The organism is Lacticaseibacillus zeae subsp. silagei, from assembly GCF_030770335.1.
Classification (GTDB): Bacteria; Bacillota; Bacilli; order Lactobacillales; family Lactobacillaceae; genus Lacticaseibacillus; species Lacticaseibacillus zeae.
Genome location: NZ_CP132484.1, coordinates 2420471 through 2436490, shown reverse-complemented (window position 1 = coordinate 2436490; position 16020 = coordinate 2420471). Strand labels below are relative to the sequence as shown.

Here is a 16020-nt window from a genome sequence, read left to right as displayed (position 1 = left end):
GAGATTGCTCATGGGCCTTTTTTTATGGCTAATAGTGATGAATTTATGTATTCGATTTCATTGCTTATTAATTTAGCTTAATTAGCGGTCATCACGAAGAAATTTGGTTAACGAGTTATAACTTTAAATGGGTTACCAATATTTTTTAAGTATGCCTTAAAAAACACTTGTCAGTAGGCGCGGTTTTCTGTAAGCTAAGGATGAAAGCAAATTAGGTCACCCTAAAATTGGAGGTTCTTATGTTAACAGTCAAGAACCTGACCGTTGCCTACGCTGACACACCGGTGTTTGCTGATGTTGCCGTTCATTTTAACGCAGGCAAGATCACCGGGATCATTGGGCCTAACGGAGCAGGTAAATCGACCTTGATCAAAGCCATACTGGGCTTGATCAAGGTCCAATCAGGAACAGTGGACTTTTCTGGCAAAACACTCAAAGAAGTCCAGCAAGCCATTGCTTATGTTGAACAGCGTAAAGATCTGGATCTGACATTTCCGATTAATGTTCTGGATCTGGTGCTGACCGGGACGTATGGGCGCTTGGGTTTATTGAAAAGTCCCGGGAAAAAAGAACGTCAGGCAGCCTATGATGCGCTTGAACAAGTGGGATTGGAGGAATTTACCAAACGTCAAATCAGTCAGTTGTCCGGTGGCCAGCTACAGCGGGTCTTTGTTGCACGGGCGATCGTCCAGCAAGCTGACATCATGATTCTCGACGAACCATTTGTCGGTATTGACATGAAAAGTGAGCAAGAGATCATGACGATTCTGAACCAGTGGCGGGATGCCGGTAAAACATTAATTGTCGTGCATCACGATTTGAATAAGGTATCGAATTATTTTGACGAACTTGTCGTCATGAACCACGGCATTATTGCTGAAGGACCGGTTGAAGAAGTTTATACGGCCCGGAATATTGAACGGGCATTCTCGGCGGACCTTTCCAATGTATTGTTTGCAACTAAGGAGGGGGCGAGCGCATGAACTCATTGATTGAATTTTTTAACGCGTTAGGCAAGTATGACTTTCTGCAAAGCGCATTAGTAACCGCGATTATGGTCGGTATCATGTCCGGATTGATCGGTAGCTTCATTATTTTGCGCGGCATGTCGTTGATGGGCGATGCGATCTCCCATGCGGTGCTGCCGGGTGTGGCGGTTGCCTATATGCTGGGCGTCAACGTGATGATCGGCGCGTCGGTGTTTGGGATTATTGCCGCCTTATTAATCGGTTTTGTAGCCGCTAACAGCAAGATTAAAACCGACACCTCGATCGGCGTTGTGTTCAGTGCGTTTTATGCCTTAGGATTCATTTTGATTTCAATGGCAGAAAGCGCCACGAATTTACACCACATTCTGTTCGGTAACATTTTGGCGGTTAGCGATAGCGACATCATGACCACCGCGATCGTCTTAGGCATCGTCGTCCTGTTCGTGGTTCTGTTCTATAAGGAACTGTTGATCACGTCCTTTGATAATACCTTCGCCAAGACGTATGGGTTAAACACCACGGCCATTCACTATGCCTTGATGCTTGTTTTGACTTTGGTGACAGTTTCAGCCTTGCAGACAGTCGGGATCATTCTGGTGGTTGCGATGCTGATCACTCCAGCAGCAACGGCCTTTCTGTGGACCGACTGTCTCGAAACCATGCTCATCATGGCAGCCAGTGTGGGTGTGATCTCATCCATCACCGGCCTATACTTCAGCTTTACCTTAAACTGGGCATCCGGTCCGGCCATCGTGCTCGTAGCCGCCGTCCTATTCGCTATCTCATTTATTTTCTCGCCGAAGCAGGCATTCTTTAGTTTTAGCAAGCGTCAGCGGACCAAGGAAGCTGCGACAACTCAGACAGCGGAGGAGATTGTTCGATGAAAAAGATTTTAATCACAGTTGGGGCGTTAATTGTCATGATCGGTGGCGTGTTTTGGTTCGTCAACAGTCGCAGCAACGCACAAAAAGATGCAGCCAGTACCGGGCAAAAATTACGCGTCGTAACCACCAACTCGATTCTTGAAGATATGGTGCAAAATGTCGGCGGCGAGCGGATCAAACTTTATAGTATTGTGAAGCGCGGTACCGATCCGCATGAATACGAACCGCGACCGACCGATGTGGCGGCGACAAGCGAAGCCAATCTTGTTTTCCACAATGGCTTGAATCTCGAAACCGGTGGCAATGGCTGGTTCAAGAAATTAGTCAAAACCTCACACAAAGCTTTTGGTAAGGACGTCTTTTCCGCAAGTGCCGAGGTTACGCCGGAGCATTTGACAACCAACGTCAAGGAAGAAGATCCGCATGCGTGGCTGGATTTGGCTAACGGGATTCAATACGTTAAGACCATCACCAAAGTGCTTAAGGAAAAAGATGCCAAGAATGCTGATTACTATCAGAAGAACAGTGATCAGTATGTTGCCAAGTTACAAAAGCTGCATAAAACGGCGCAATCACGATTCCTGGACATTCCGGAAAAACAACGCGTTTTGGTAACATCAGAAGGTGCTTTTAAGTACTTCTCCAAGGCTTATCACGTGACTCCGGCCTACATTTGGGAAATCAACACCGAAGCTCAAGGGACGCCAGAGCAAATGCAAACGGTTTTGGCTAAGATCCGGTCGTCAGAAGTTAAACATTTATTCGTCGAAACGTCGGTATCACCGAAGTCGATGAACAAGGTAGCTAAAGAAACCGGACTTTCGATCTATTCCAAGATCTTCACCGACTCCCTTGCGGCTAAAGGCAAGCAAGGCGACACGTATTATACGATGATGAAGTGGAATCTCGACAAGATCCACGATGGCTTGGCGGGGTAGTGCTCGAAGCCTTTGATAAAGTACAGAGACATGCTCATGTGTGAAGTCGGCTAGTAATTGGCCGGATTCACATCAAAAACAGCGCTGCTCGCGGATTTTCGTAAAGGAATCTGCGAGTGGCGCTGTTTAGTTGGCATATAAGGGGGCCTTGCTACGCGTGTTGTTACTCACCATGTCGTTTACCACGGGCGACGTGGTCGGCGTGGGCGAGCATGGCGTCGATCACCGTGATAATGTGAGGATCGTCCAAGCGGTAGTAATTCGCCTTGCCCACTCGTTTGGCGCTGACCAGCTGATGCTTACGCAGGAGTGCCAGCTGATGGGAGACAATCGATTGTTCGAGCCCCAATAAGTCGCCAAGCTTGCTGACGTTGAGTTCCTGCTGTTCGAGTAACTTCAACATCTGTAGTCGGATCGGGTTGCTCAGCAGCTTAAAAATACGTTCGGCTTCGGCAAGCTTAGCTGATTCGACTAATTTTAACGAGTTGGCAGTCATAAATGTCATCGCTCTTTTCTGAAATGGGTTTCGCGGATTGTTTTTTGAATATAAAACGACCTTAAAGCAAGATGTCTTAACATTCAAGGCATGTTACTTTAAGGTCATTTTGATTCGAGGTGGTAATGAACCATGAATTCAATCACGGTCTAATCCCGTTTGTAGGCTTTCCCAACCTTCACTCGCAACAAAGTAAACCAGAATCAAGGCAGCCACTGAATCAGCCCACCACCAATTAAGCAGCCAAGTTAACAAACTGCCAAGCAAAACCGTAGCGGCCATATACGCACAGGTGATGTTGCACATGCCGTCTTCGACTAATGCTGCAGAAGCCAGCTTTTGGCCAAGATGGCGTTTTTTCGACGTCAGAATCGGCATTAGCAACACAGAGGCAATGGCAATTCCAATCCCGCTAAAGCTGCTTTCAGCGGCAGCATGGGTCACAAGGTTGAAGCCGGAAACACCGACTACATAAAGACTCAGCAGTAGCAAAACGCTGCCGACCACAAGACTCGAGCGCCGTTCAGCCGCGGCTACAACTGCCGCGGGTGCACCGCTGTTTTCTTTTTTAAGTCGCCAGATTAAGGTTGCTCCCGAAATGATTTCAAGAAGACTATCTAGCCCAAACGCGATTAATAGAATCGAACCGGCTTGAAGACCTGACCATAACCCGATGATGAATTCAAAAGCCATCCAAGCCGTCGAGAAGTATTCAACCCGAATGGCTGCGGTCATATCATGTTTTTCAGTAATGGAAAGTGGCTGCATGCTCATCCCCCTTGTTCATCTTGATTGCTAACACATGATACATTTAACATATGTATGTGTCAACATATATAACTGATCGAGGGGTTCATCGATGGCCAAAATCGGACAGCTGGTTGGTCACATTAATGTTGCGGAGCGTGGCCTTGATGATGCGTTTCGCGGTCAGCGTGATAGGCTGAGATTAACCCCGAGATGGCATCAAGCGACATGATAATACCCATTAACCACATCGCAGCCATGTTGTGCATGGTAGCAATTAGCACCAGCAACACGACATTGAGGGCCAGCATGAACCAGCCCATTGACTTTGACATTGTTTGCATGTTCATTTCCTCCTTTTTCAAAAAAGTTCCCCAAACGGCGCTGATGGATACGCGCCTAGTTTAGATTAATTCTAAATTGTATTTATGGCAACCCTAAAAAGTGCTAAAATTCAAATTAAGGGGGGACCGATGATGAAAACCTATACCGACTATTTCTTTGATGAGCCGGCGTTTGACTTGCACGATGGCGGCTATGTGCCGCTTGAGGTAAGCGATGCGCCAGCCAAACCCTTGAACGTACCGCCTTTGTTGAAGCCTGACAAAGAAACAGCAACTGATGTTTATTACACAGTCACGGCAGAAGCGGGCGAGACGCAACTGTTGCCGGGACCCAAGACCAAAACGTGGGGATACAATGCCAGCTTGTTGGGGCAGACCATTGTTTATCGCCGTGGTCAGCACGTTCACGTGACGTTGAAAAATGCGTTGCCAGAAGTGACAACCTTTCATTGGCATGGGGCCGATGTGAGTGGTCCTTATGTGGATGGTGGCTGCCATGCGCCGGTTTATCCAGGTGAAAGTAAGCAAATTGATTTCACACTGAATCAACCAGCTACAACGCTCTGGTTGCACGCCCATCCGTGCCCGGAAACGGCGGAGCAGGTATGGCATGGACTAGCGGCGATGGTCATTGTCAAAGATGACCATGAGGAGAGTCTGCCACTGCCACGGAACTATGGCGTGGATGATATTCCGGTTATTTTACAGGATCGGCGCTTTCATGAGAATAATCAGTGGGATTACCGTGCTGATTATGATCCTGATGGGGTTGCCGGCCCGACTGTTATGATCAACGGGACGGTTAATCCTTATTTTGACGTCACGACGCAAAAAGTTCGGTTACGCTTTTTGAACGGTGCCAATCGTCGTGAATGGCGTCTGCATTTTTCCGATGATCTGCCATTTACCCAAATTGGCGGGGATGGTTCGTTACTGCCCGAGCCAGTTTCATTGACTCATTTGATGATGACGTGTGCCGAGCGAGACGAGGTCATCGTTGATTTTGGTCAGTATCATGAAGGCGACGAGGTGACCCTGTTCACGGATGACGTGCCAATCTTAAAATTCCGGATTCATGCATTTAAGCCGGATCACTCCCAGTTGCCGGATAAGCTATTCACCGTGAATGCACCGGCAGTAGATCCTGCTTTGCCAATTCGGCATGTGGTTATGCAAGGGATGGATGAAAGTGTCGCCATTGACGGCAAGAAATTTGAAATGCAGCGGATTGACGCTACTCAACCGATTGGCAAGGCCCAGTATTGGGATGTCACCAATAGTAATGAGGCGCCTGGCATGGTTCATCCGTTCCATGTGCACGGCACGCAATTTTTGGTTCTGTCACGTAACGGTCATGCACCTTATCCGAATGAGCATGGCTACAAAGATACCATTGGCGTTAACCCGGGTGAAACGGTTCGGCTACTGGTTCGGTTTGACTTGCCCGGGGTTTACATGTATCACTGCCATATCCTCGAACATGAAGATGGCGGCATGATGGCGCAAATCGAAACGTTTGATCCGAATAAACCAAAACAGGAATACAAGTTGATGGACATGGATACGTTAATGAAGGCGTTGGCAAAAGAACGCGGCGTTAAGCCATCTGAATTATGGATGGGCGGTATGCAGTCCTATGAAAAAATGGGCATGAAAATGTGAGGCTCCAACCATACTAAATAGAAATCGATGATGTTATGAGTGTTTCAACGATAAGACATCGCGGTGCGTTTGTGGCAACATTGCTGACAGGAACGTTCTCGATGTCAATTTCGCAGTCTTCTTTGAGTACCGCGTATCCGGCGTTTATGAAAGCATTTGGCTTAGGCGCGGATACGGTCGCGTGGCTGACAACCGGTTTTATGCTGGTGATGACATTGATGATTCCGGTCAGTCCGTGGCTTTTGCATAACGTTCCGTTTCAACGGTTATTTCAGGCGATCGAACTGATCTTTGCAATCGGGACCGGGCTTTGTATCTGGGCGCCGAACTTTACCGTTTTGATGATTGGCCGGTTGCTTGAAGCAGTTGCCGTCGGGATTATTTTTCCTAGCTTCCAGACGGTCTTGTTGACGATTACACCGCATTCGGAACGGGGCAAAGTGATGGGCACCGCCGGCTTGGTAATGGGCTCAGCGTTGGCAGTCGGCCCGATTATTTCCGGGGTACTGCTGACTTGGTTTCCATGGCAGGCACTGTTTTTATTCTTCCTGATCGTGTCGCTGTTGGTGCTGGCAGTTTCGACGGTGACGATTGCTTCGGTGATGCCGATGGCGCCAACTCGATTGGACTGGGTTTCGTTTATTTTGTCTGCCAGTTTTCCAATTTTGCTATACGCCTTGAGCGCTTGGTCAAAGCAAGGCTTGCATGCCGGAGTTGTTGGCCTGTTGATTCTAGGCGTTTTAGCGGCCGGTATTTTCGTGGTTCGGCAGTTGAATCGCCAGCCACCGATGCTGCAAATGCGGGTGTTTGCGACCGGTATGTTTACCAAAGCGGTATTCTTAACCGGCATTTCCTATATCGGGTTAATTGTCACGACGATTTTAATGCCGCTGTACTTTCAGACGCTGTTAGGCTTATCGCCACTGGTTTCAGGACTGTCTTTGGTTCCGGCGGCAGTTTTACTGAGTCTGCTTAACCCGGTTAGCGGTCGGTTACTTGATCGCTTTGGGCCGCGATTGGTTGCGATGATCGGGATGGTTCTGATTACCGGCGGCTTTGGTTTGCTGGCTATTTTTGCCCATCACCTACCACTAATTGGCGCGATCGTGTTGGCGATGGCGACGGAAGCGGGTAATGCATTTGTGATGATGCCATCAGTGACCGCTGGTGCAAACGCCTTGCCGAATGACTTGGTGGCAGATGGCACCGCCGTCACCACAACCGCCCGGCAGCTATTCGGTTCGGCCGGCGTCATGTTTGCAGCGGTCCTGCTGGCTAACATGCAAACGACGCTGCACAGCAATGCTGGCGGGTTCGTTGTCACCTTTGCTGTCTTTGCCGGTGTGGGACTCATCGGCTTGTTACTGGCGTTGACGTTGCCGAAAACGGTCGCAAAAGCGCAATAAGACGATAAAGACGATAAAGGCGGCTTCCCTTGGCAGACAGTAACCGTAAGAAAGTCGTCTTGACGTAATATAGAATCTAGACTTAAAAATCATTTTCATACTTGTATGAACAAAACGCCGCCTAACCCGAAAAAGTTAGGCGGCGTTTTGTTGCAACTAAGCTGCTTGACTGAATGACTTAGCCGCAGTGATCAGGAGAGAAGCCGTGATGCGACTAGGAAAGGAGGTAACGCGGTTGCTTCAGTCAACAAAAACCAACTCGATTTCCGCGTCGGCCGGTTTAATGTTAACTGACAAATGACGGTTGAGGTCGGCAACCAGTTTGCGTGCAAATGCCATTTTTTCATCGAAATCAGTCATATGCGAGGTGAAAGGAACGCCTTGATAATCGAAATTTTCCCCGATGAACGCTGGGTCAGTCACATAACGCAAATTATTTTGGTCATGCCGGCTGCCTGGCCTTAAAACGGTATCCAAATACTGATACAAAATCGTTGGCTCGTAGTTCAGCGGTTTATCAAGGGTCGTGGTAATCTTATAGCCACTTGCTTCACCAGCAAATTCTTCGTTAATTTGGACTTGTGTGAGACCTTGGTACAATTTCAAAACGATCAGCTCCTCTTCTTTTCACTTACAGTATACCAGCTGTATTTTTATTTAAAAGACCGAATTTAGGATTGCCTGAAATATTTTTTGGTGACACGATGCGGATGTGCTCAACCTCGTCACTGGTACTGAAAAGAAAAAAGCACTCAAAAAACCCGTAAAGTCGGGGGATAATTAACCAACTTGGCGGGTTTTCTGAATACGCATAAGGTTTGTTAGGGAAACCTTACTTATATTATTACCATTATTATCGCAAAAAGAAAAGAAAAAGTTTAGGGCGTCCGAACATTATTCATTGGTTTTGGAAACAGAAGGGAAGGTACCGTGTCCGTGCAGCCTGTCCCACCGGATGCGAATGATTTTATCGATTTCCGTGACGATCAGGATGATAGACCCGGCCGCAACTGCCAACCCCCATTCGCGCCAAGACATAGGTGCGGTCTGAAAAATATCCTGCATAAACGGTACGTAAGTTAAGAAGCACTGCAGAGCCAGCATGACCGTGATGATGACAAACGCCATGGGATTACTGAAGAAGTTCTTGGAAAGTACCAAGGTGTTTGTGCGGATGTTGAAAAGGTAAAAGATTTTACCTAAGACAATCATGTTGACCATCATTGTGCTGGCAGTTACGCGGTCGGTCAAATGGTTGGCCGTCAACCAATCAAAGGCCCACAAGCCGATTCCGGCTATCATCATCGCCACGTATGCAATCTGGAAAACATCGTGCTTGTGCATCATCGAAGCGTTTTTCTTTCGCGGCGGGCGATCCATGGTACCGGCTTCGGCGGGTTCGAAGATGAAGGCAAATTGAATGGTAATGGCGCTGACCATGTTAATCCACAATAGTTGGCTGGCACGCAATGGCATGGCTTGTTGCGTCAGAATGGTGAACACGATCACTAAGCCTTCCGCAAATGATGTCGGCAGCAGGAACAAAATACTTTTCTTGATATTTTGGTAAATCCGGCGGCCTTGAGCAATCGCCGTTTCCATGCGGGCAAAGCGATCATCGGTCAAAACCATGTCGGCCGCATCTTTGGCGACATCGGTTCCGGATTGACCCATAGCAACGCCGACATCTGACTTTTTGAGGGCCGGTGCATCATTGACACCGTCGCCGACCATGGCAGTGACGTTCCCGGCATCCTGTAAGGCGGTCACAATCGTTAGTTTATCTTTTGGCGTGGTTCGCGCAAAAACATCGGTGTCCAGAATGGCCTGTTGCCGCTGTTCATCTGATAGTGCGGCTAACTGAGCGCCAGTCATGGCTTTTGGAGAATCGGCCATATCCAGTTTCTGTGCAATTGCCAGCGCCGTTTCTGGATGATCGCCGGTAATCATTTTGACTTTAACGCCAGCACGCCGCATTTGTTTGATCGCGGAGATGACCGATTCACGCGGCGGATCAATGATCGCGGTGAGCCCCAGAAAATCAAGTCCTTGTTCTAAAAGAGCCGGAGTGATCTCGGTGGTGTCAGGCTCGACGGTGCTTTCGGCAACGGCAATGACACGCTGGCCTTGGACACTGAATTGACTGGTTAACTTTAAATAATAGTCGGTGTCGAAATCCGGATGAGCAGTTACGACCAAAGGCAGCAGCTTATCGGGCGATCCTTTGACAAATAAGCGGGTTTTCCCGTCAGCACACTTTGCCAACTTGGCCATATAGCGATTGTTGGAATCAAACGGCATTAAATCGCGTTCGGTGTTGTCCGGATCCTTTTTAAAGACTTTGTAATAGGCAGTGAGAAAAGCGCCATCAGTGGGCTCGCCGTTGATCACATACCGGCCGTCTTCTTGATGCAGCTCGGTGTCGTTCGCTTCAAAACCGGCCGTCAGCAAAGCAATTAAATCCGGATGGGCGGTCGGCTGAATCGGCTTGCCGCCACGTGTAAAGTTTCCCTTTGGCGTGTAACCCGAACCGCTGACCTCATAGGTGGCCTTTGGCGTGACAACGGTGGTAATGGTCATTTCATTTTTGGTCAGCGTGCCGGTCTTATCGGTACAGATGACATCAACGGAGCCCAAAGTCTCGGCGGCTGGTAAGGTTTTGACGATGACGTGCTGCTTTTTGGCCATGTTGGAAACGCCCATAGCCAAGATGACGGAGGTGGTGGCCGGCAAGCCTTCTGGCATCGAGCCGACGACCATCGTGACAATGGCGAGTGCCAATACAGGCAGACTGTACTTGCCGATGATCAGGCCAAAAATGAAGAGCAGAACCGCCGCGGCGATGATCGCATATGAAATGCCTTTCCCGATGCCATCAATTTCACGCATCATCGGGGAGCGGCCCTTGCGAACATCGGAGACGGCTTGGGAAATTTTACCGAATTCCGTGTCGTGGCCAGTGGCGACCACGATCCCGATGCCGCTACCACCTGCAACGGCTGTCGAAGCAAAAGCCATATTGCTTTGATCGGCAAGCGGCGTATCAGCCGGCAGCGTGGCAGTGGTCTTAATGACAGAATTAGCCTCACCGGTCAAGACGGCTTCTTGAATGGTGAGGTTGTCGATATCAACGAGGCGCAAGTCGGCAGGTACATTGTCGCCGGCTTCTAAGAACACAACATCGCCAACCACTAAATCCGCACTGGGGATGTCGAGACGCTCACCGTCCCGATAGACAGTGGCTTCAGGCGCCAGCATTTTTTTGATTTTCTCAAGCGAGTCGCTGGCGTTGCTTTCCTGATAGTAGCCGATGATCGCGTTGACGATAATCACCAAAACAATGACTGAAGTATCGGTGACATCACCAATAATCGTGGTCAAAATTGCGGCAATCATCAGAATATAAATGATCAGGTTGTTAAACTGTCGCAGAAAAATCAGCCATTTTGGCGTCGGATGCGATTCAATGGCGTTCGGACCATTAACTTTTAAACGTTCAGCGGCCTCAGCTTTGGAGAGACCGTGGTCAAGGGATGGGATCTGCAACTGCTGCTGCAGATCCTTGATACTGTGCGCCGTGGCGGGCGGTTGCGCGTCAGGAACTTCTTCCATACGTAATTCCTCATTTCGTGATATAAATTTTCTGTTACTATCCTTATCATATGGGATGCCTAAACCTGATGCAATAAATTTGTATAACTGATTTAATACGCAGGAAAAATTTCACATTTTTCAAATTTTAAAAGGGGGTCACGGTGAAATTGAAAAAAGTTTTCTGAAAGCAAGCTGGGCAAGGGAAAGCCGTGGAATGCCCATAAATCGGCATTCTTGAGGCAGCATTATTAAATTAACTAATCACAATTTGTTCACTGAAAATACAAATTATTTTCATGAAACGGTTGACGATATCAGCTTCAAGGCATATTCTATTAGAGGATTAAGTTAGGGAGACCTAAAAGGCCTTGTTCCCCAGGGACTTAACTTTTTTCAGAGCGTGAACCAGCCCGGTTAGAAACCGGAGTGTAAGTGGCCTCTGGCTTAAATGGCTGGGCTTTGGCCATTTAAGCCAGAGGTCCTTACACGCAGGTTTCTGGGCTGGTGAACGCGTTTAAAAGAGAGCGTGAACTGGGCCGGTTAGAAATCGGAGCATAAGTGGCCTCGACCGTAATGGCTGGGCTTTGGCCATTACGGTCGAGGTCCTTATGCGGAGGTTTCTGGCCCAGTGAACGCGTCTACAAAAAGCACTTACCGGCGCAATCTCCTGCACCAGCAAGCGACTTCAAGAGGGGGAGACATATTGTGAGTGATGATCACAAGAAGAAACATTCCATGAAGCTCATCCAATACGCGAATGGGCCATCATTGGAAGAAATTAACGGTACTGTTGAGGTACCGCACGGGAAAGGCTTTTGGCGCACGCTATTTGCTTATTCCGGGCCAGGGGCGCTGGTTGCCGTTGGTTACATGGATCCAGGTAATTGGTCCACTTCCATTACCGGTGGACAAAACTTCCAGTACTTATTGATTTCCGTTATCCTAATGTCAAGTTTGATTGCGATGTTGCTGCAATACATGGCAGCTAAACTTGGCATTGTGAGTCAAATGGATCTTGCCCAGGCGATTCGGGCAAGAACCTCGAAGACATTAGGGATTGTCTTATGGATTCTGACAGAGTTAGCGATCATGGCGACTGATATTGCCGAAGTTATCGGTGCCGCCATCGCGCTTTATCTTTTGTTCCACATTCCGCTAGTCATTTCGGTACTGATCACGGTGCTTGATGTCTTGGTATTACTGTTACTGACCAAGATCGGGTTCCGCAAAATCGAAGCCATTGTCGTTGCACTTATTCTTGTCATCCTGTTCGTGTTCATTTATCAAGTGGCTTTATCGGACCCGAACATGGGGGCACTGCTAAAAGGTTTCATTCCGACAAGCGAAACTTTCGCCAACTCACCTTCAGTGAATGGCATGAGTCCAATTCAAGGGGCGTTGGGCATTATTGGTGCGACGGTTATGCCGCATAACCTGTATCTGCATAGCGCGATTTCCCAGACACGGAAAATCGATCACCACGACCCAGATGATGTGGCCCAAGCGGTTAAGTTCTCCGCATGGGATTCCAATATCCAGTTATCATTTGCGTTCGTTGTTAACTGCTTGCTGCTGGTCATGGGGGTTGCGGTCTTCAAGAGCGGTGCGGTTAAAGATCCTTCCTTCTTCGGTTTGTTTGAAGCATTGTCAGATTCCTCGACCCTTAGTAATGGGGTTCTGATTGCCGTTGCCAAGTCCGGTATTTTGTCCATCCTGTTTGCGGTTGCGTTGTTGGCATCCGGCCAAAATTCAACCATTACCGGTACGTTAACTGGACAGGTTATCATGGAAGGTTTTATTCACATGAAGATGCCGTTGTGGGCACGCCGCCTGGTGACCCGGATTATCTCCGTCATTCCGGTTATTGTCTGCGTTATGTTGACTGCCAGAGAAACACCGATTCAGCAACATGAGGCACTAAATACATTGATGAATAACTCGCAGGTCTTCCTGGCCTTCGCGCTACCGTTCTCAATGTTGCCACTGTTAATGTTTACCAATAGTAAAGTTGAAATGGGTGAGCGGTTTAAGAACACTGGCTGGGTCAAAGTGCTTGGCTGGATCTCTGTTCTTGGTTTAACCTATCTGAATCTTAAAGGCCTGCCGGATTCAATTGCTGGATTCTTCGGTGATCATCCAACGGCTACGCAAACTACCATTGCGAACGACATTGCGTATGCTCTGATTGTTGCGGTGCTTGCTTTGTTAGCCTGGACTATCTGGGATCTCTATAAAGGTAACAAGCGCTACGAAGCGCATATGGAAGCTGTAGCCGATGCAAAAGAGGCGAAAGCAAGTAATGACGTACAATAATCTCGTTGCATCTTTGGTGATGAGTTGCGATGGAATTGAAGAGTCAGTAGGTTACGATCCGTGGCTATTTGCTATTCTCGAATTGGAACATACGCGAACCCAAGTCCCTTCGCATGAACGTACTTGACTGACCCGATAACGGAACTTGGTCGTCATGGTTAAAGCCCGGCCATCCCGTCCAAGCTCCGCACACTCCGAATTCTAATCGGGTGAGTTGACACGGTGACATCAAAAGATCGTTGAGATAGTTGTTAAGCATTGTTGTATATCAAAAAAGCCGCCTTGATCAGCTCAACGTGATCAGGGCGGCTTTTTGAATGATGCAGGATGAAAGTGGGGATGGAATGGAATCGTCGAAAGAATTAGGGAATGATGTTGAAACAGACGAAGGGACAGCCATGTTGTCGCAACACGCAACGGATTTGCTGATTGGGTTGATGTATGCTGATCATCTCGACGTGGAAAGTAGTCACGAACAGCGCACGATTTTTCGCGGTGGCAAGGATTTCTTTGCCACCTTTGCGCCACTGACAGGGATCAAAAATCGTACGACCTTAAAAAGAGCACGGTGGGAACTTCAGGCTTGTGGGGCATTGCTTTCGGATCAACAACAAACTCACAAGCACTACCACTTAGCGCAAACGCCTTGGCAGATTTTTAAGCAATTTAACGGCATCATGGCGTCGCCGGTGCGGGCAAGCCGAACCTATGATGCTGGCACGTTTGCCGAATTATTGAAGCTTAGCGGCGTTGATCGCAAGAATTTTCCGCTTCATACAGAAGGTGTGGTCATGCTGCAAGCCGCAACATTCGGCAGTGACCAGCCGCTCATTTACGCCGTTTCGCAATTAGCTTATGACCGCCTGTTGAAAGCCGAATTAGCACTCAAAATTGCGGGTTCGACGCCGGATCATCCTGATCGCCGCTTGGTCAGCATCCAAACCTGGTCAACCGACCCAGCCTTGGTCAGCCGCTGGTTGCACGCCGGAATGCCAACGCCGCAAGCTGATCCGCTTCACTATTACTTATCGGTTTTATCCTCGTCTTCCGTTGAATTGAAAAAAGATGCCGCCCAGCTCGTTGCGGCACTATTACACTGAAATTATTTAGAAAAGTACGCCTGAAGTCTGGAAAAATCATCTTCTGCGGCGTACTTTTTTGCTTCCTAGGGTTCGCTTGGCTGGTGGATCGTGTAAAATAAGACTATCAATCTGGCGACAGGCATGGTAACGCCGCAGACGGGGGCAAGGATGACAAAAACACGTACCGAATCAGATACATTAGGACCAGTTGAAATTCCGGAGACTGCTTTGTGGGGGCCGCAAACCGAGCGCAGCCGGCACAATTTTCAAGCGGGTCCGCTGATGCCGCTGGCGGTAATCAAGGCATTGTTACAAATTAAAAAAGCAGCCGCGCGTGCTAACGTCGCCGCGGATGTTTTACCTGCGCCCAAAGGTCAATTGATCACTCGAGCAGTAGATGTGCTGCTGTCCTTGCCAGATGAACAGTTGCGCCATGATTTTCCGTTGCATGTTTACCAAACCGGTTCCGGCACGCAGACGAATATGAATGTGAATGAGGTTGTCAGTCATCAGGCAGCGAAACTCAATCCTGATTTGCCGATTTTGCCTAACGACGATGTAAACCGCAGCCAAAGTTCCAACGATACCTTTCCAACGGCCATGAACATCACGGCAGCGTTGGCTGTGAATGAATTGTTGCAGGCAGTCGCTGATTTACACGAGGTTTTGCAAACAAGGGCCACAGAATATGCCACGACCGTTAAAATCGGACGCACCCATTTGCAAGATGCGACACCAATGACGTTTGGCCAGGAAGTCAGCGGGTGGGCGGCCATGCTTGCTCATGATCAGGCGGCAATCAAGCATCTCCAGCCGGCACTTTTTCGATTAGCCATTGGCGGCACCGCAGTGGGGACCGGACTAAATGCGGCACCAAACTTTGGGCGAATTGTTGCTGGCCGGTTGAGCGATGTTTATGGGTTGCCGTTGACGGCGCAGATCAATAAGTTTGCAGCTTTGGCGGCGCATTCCGAAATCAGTTTGGTTCATGGCGGTATCAGAACCTTGGCTGCTGATCTGTTGAAAATTGCTAACGACATTCGGTTTCTGGCCAGTGGTCCGCGCGCCGGTTATGGCGAATTGACCATCCCTGCCAATGAACCAGGCAGCTCGATTATGCCAGGCAAGGTGAATCCAACCCAGGCCGAAGCACTGACCATGGCGGCTGTGCGCGTGTTAGGCAACGATACCACCATTGCCGTTGCGGCTTCCCAAGGTAACTTCGAACTGAATGTTTATAAACCGGTGATCATCAGCACCTTCCTTGAATCAACCACGCTGCTCACCCAAACCGTGACGAGTTTTACAACTAAGCTGGTAGCTCAGCTGGCCGTGAATGCGCCACGGATGAAAGCACTGGTGGCGCACTCGCTGATGACAGTAACCGCCCTCACGCCACACATTGGGTATGAAAAAAGCGCCAAAATTGCGCAGCTAGCCGAACGCGAAGGAACCGATCTCAAAACCGCCGCGCTTAAATCCGGCTATGTCACCAGCGCCCAGTTTGATGCTTGGGTGGATCCGGCAAAAATGACGGGCATCTGACACGCGTCATGACGATTGCA

13 protein-coding genes are annotated in these 16020 nt (G+C 48.7%); 8 read left to right on the top strand and 5 right to left on the bottom strand.

Features of this window, described 5'->3' with window-relative positions:
- Positions 1 to 239 precede the first annotated feature (239 nt).
- From LACZS1_RS11345 to LACZS1_RS11335, 3 genes are read left to right on the top strand one after another with little or no spacing between them, the layout of a single operon-like run.
- Positions 240 to 983 carry a metal ABC transporter ATP-binding protein gene (locus LACZS1_RS11345; RefSeq protein WP_010492443.1) on the top strand — a complete coding sequence of 248 codons (744 nt, stop codon included), beginning with the start codon at positions 240 to 242 and terminating at the stop codon, positions 981 to 983.
- The gene (locus LACZS1_RS11340; RefSeq protein WP_070650622.1) at positions 980 to 1873 is read left to right on the top strand and encodes a metal ABC transporter permease; all 894 of its coding nucleotides are present in this window, start codon (positions 980 to 982) and stop codon (positions 1871 to 1873) included. The genes LACZS1_RS11345 and LACZS1_RS11340 overlap by 4 nt, the downstream gene beginning before the upstream one ends.
- Positions 1870 to 2811 (top strand): metal ABC transporter solute-binding protein, Zn/Mn family, encoded by a 942-nt coding sequence (locus LACZS1_RS11335; protein WP_070650621.1) that lies wholly within the window; start codon positions 1870 to 1872, stop codon positions 2809 to 2811. Before LACZS1_RS11340 ends, LACZS1_RS11335 begins: the two co-directional genes overlap by 4 nt.
- A gap of 163 nt (positions 2812 to 2974) precedes the next feature.
- Here LACZS1_RS11335 and LACZS1_RS11330 read toward each other — a convergent pair whose 3' ends face one another.
- The 3 genes from LACZS1_RS11330 to LACZS1_RS11320 form a co-directional block, all read right to left on the bottom strand.
- Positions 2975 to 3307 carry an ArsR/SmtB family transcription factor gene (locus LACZS1_RS11330; RefSeq protein WP_047105461.1) on the bottom strand — a complete coding sequence of 111 codons (333 nt, stop codon included), beginning with the start codon at positions 3305 to 3307 and terminating at the stop codon, positions 2975 to 2977.
- Positions 3308 to 3445: 138 nt separating this feature from the next.
- Positions 3446 to 4075 carry a cation efflux transmembrane domain-containing protein gene (locus tag LACZS1_RS11325; protein ID WP_070650620.1) on the bottom strand — a complete coding sequence of 210 codons (630 nt, stop codon included), beginning with the start codon at positions 4073 to 4075 and terminating at the stop codon, positions 3446 to 3448.
- A 122-nt stretch (positions 4076 to 4197) separates the two neighbouring features.
- Positions 4198 to 4398: a hypothetical protein gene (locus LACZS1_RS11320; RefSeq protein WP_010492431.1), complete on the bottom strand. Its 201-nt coding sequence runs from the start codon at positions 4396 to 4398 to the stop codon at positions 4198 to 4200.
- Positions 4399 to 4530: 132 nt separating this feature from the next.
- Here LACZS1_RS11320 and LACZS1_RS11315 point away from each other — a divergent pair, with 132 nt between their 5' ends.
- Together LACZS1_RS11315 and LACZS1_RS11310 are read left to right on the top strand one after the other, a co-directional pair.
- A complete protein-coding gene (locus LACZS1_RS11315) occupies positions 4531 to 6060 on the top strand; it encodes a multicopper oxidase family protein (protein WP_070650619.1) in 1530 nt (509 codons plus the stop codon).
- Between the two features lie 35 nt (positions 6061 to 6095).
- The gene (locus LACZS1_RS11310) at positions 6096 to 7466 is read left to right on the top strand and encodes an MFS transporter (protein WP_070650618.1); all 1371 of its coding nucleotides are present in this window, start codon (positions 6096 to 6098) and stop codon (positions 7464 to 7466) included.
- Positions 7467 to 7706: 240 nt separating this feature from the next.
- Here the strand turns inward: LACZS1_RS11310 and LACZS1_RS11305 are convergent, their stop codons facing one another.
- Together LACZS1_RS11305 and LACZS1_RS11300 are read right to left on the bottom strand one after the other, a co-directional pair.
- Positions 7707 to 8072 carry a hypothetical protein gene (locus LACZS1_RS11305; RefSeq protein WP_070650617.1) on the bottom strand — a complete coding sequence of 122 codons (366 nt, stop codon included), beginning with the start codon at positions 8070 to 8072 and terminating at the stop codon, positions 7707 to 7709.
- A gap of 288 nt (positions 8073 to 8360) precedes the next feature.
- The gene (locus LACZS1_RS11300; protein ID WP_070650616.1) at positions 8361 to 11078 is read right to left on the bottom strand and encodes an HAD-IC family P-type ATPase; all 2718 of its coding nucleotides are present in this window, start codon (positions 11076 to 11078) and stop codon (positions 8361 to 8363) included.
- A 687-nt stretch (positions 11079 to 11765) separates the two neighbouring features.
- On the opposite strand from LACZS1_RS11300, the gene LACZS1_RS11295 reads away from it, so the two are divergent.
- The 3 genes from LACZS1_RS11295 to LACZS1_RS11285 all read left to right on the top strand — a co-directional run bounded on the left by LACZS1_RS11295 (position 11766) and on the right by LACZS1_RS11285 (position 16000).
- The gene (locus tag LACZS1_RS11295) at positions 11766 to 13373 is read left to right on the top strand and encodes an Nramp family divalent metal transporter (RefSeq protein WP_070650615.1); all 1608 of its coding nucleotides are present in this window, start codon (positions 11766 to 11768) and stop codon (positions 13371 to 13373) included.
- Positions 13374 to 13717: 344 nt separating this feature from the next.
- Positions 13718 to 14473 (top strand): hypothetical protein, encoded by a 756-nt coding sequence (locus LACZS1_RS11290; protein WP_070650629.1) that lies wholly within the window; start codon positions 13718 to 13720, stop codon positions 14471 to 14473.
- A gap of 150 nt (positions 14474 to 14623) precedes the next feature.
- Positions 14624 to 16000 carry a class II fumarate hydratase gene (locus tag LACZS1_RS11285; protein ID WP_070650614.1) on the top strand — a complete coding sequence of 459 codons (1377 nt, stop codon included), beginning with the start codon at positions 14624 to 14626 and terminating at the stop codon, positions 15998 to 16000.
- Positions 16001 to 16020: the final 20 nt, after the last annotated feature.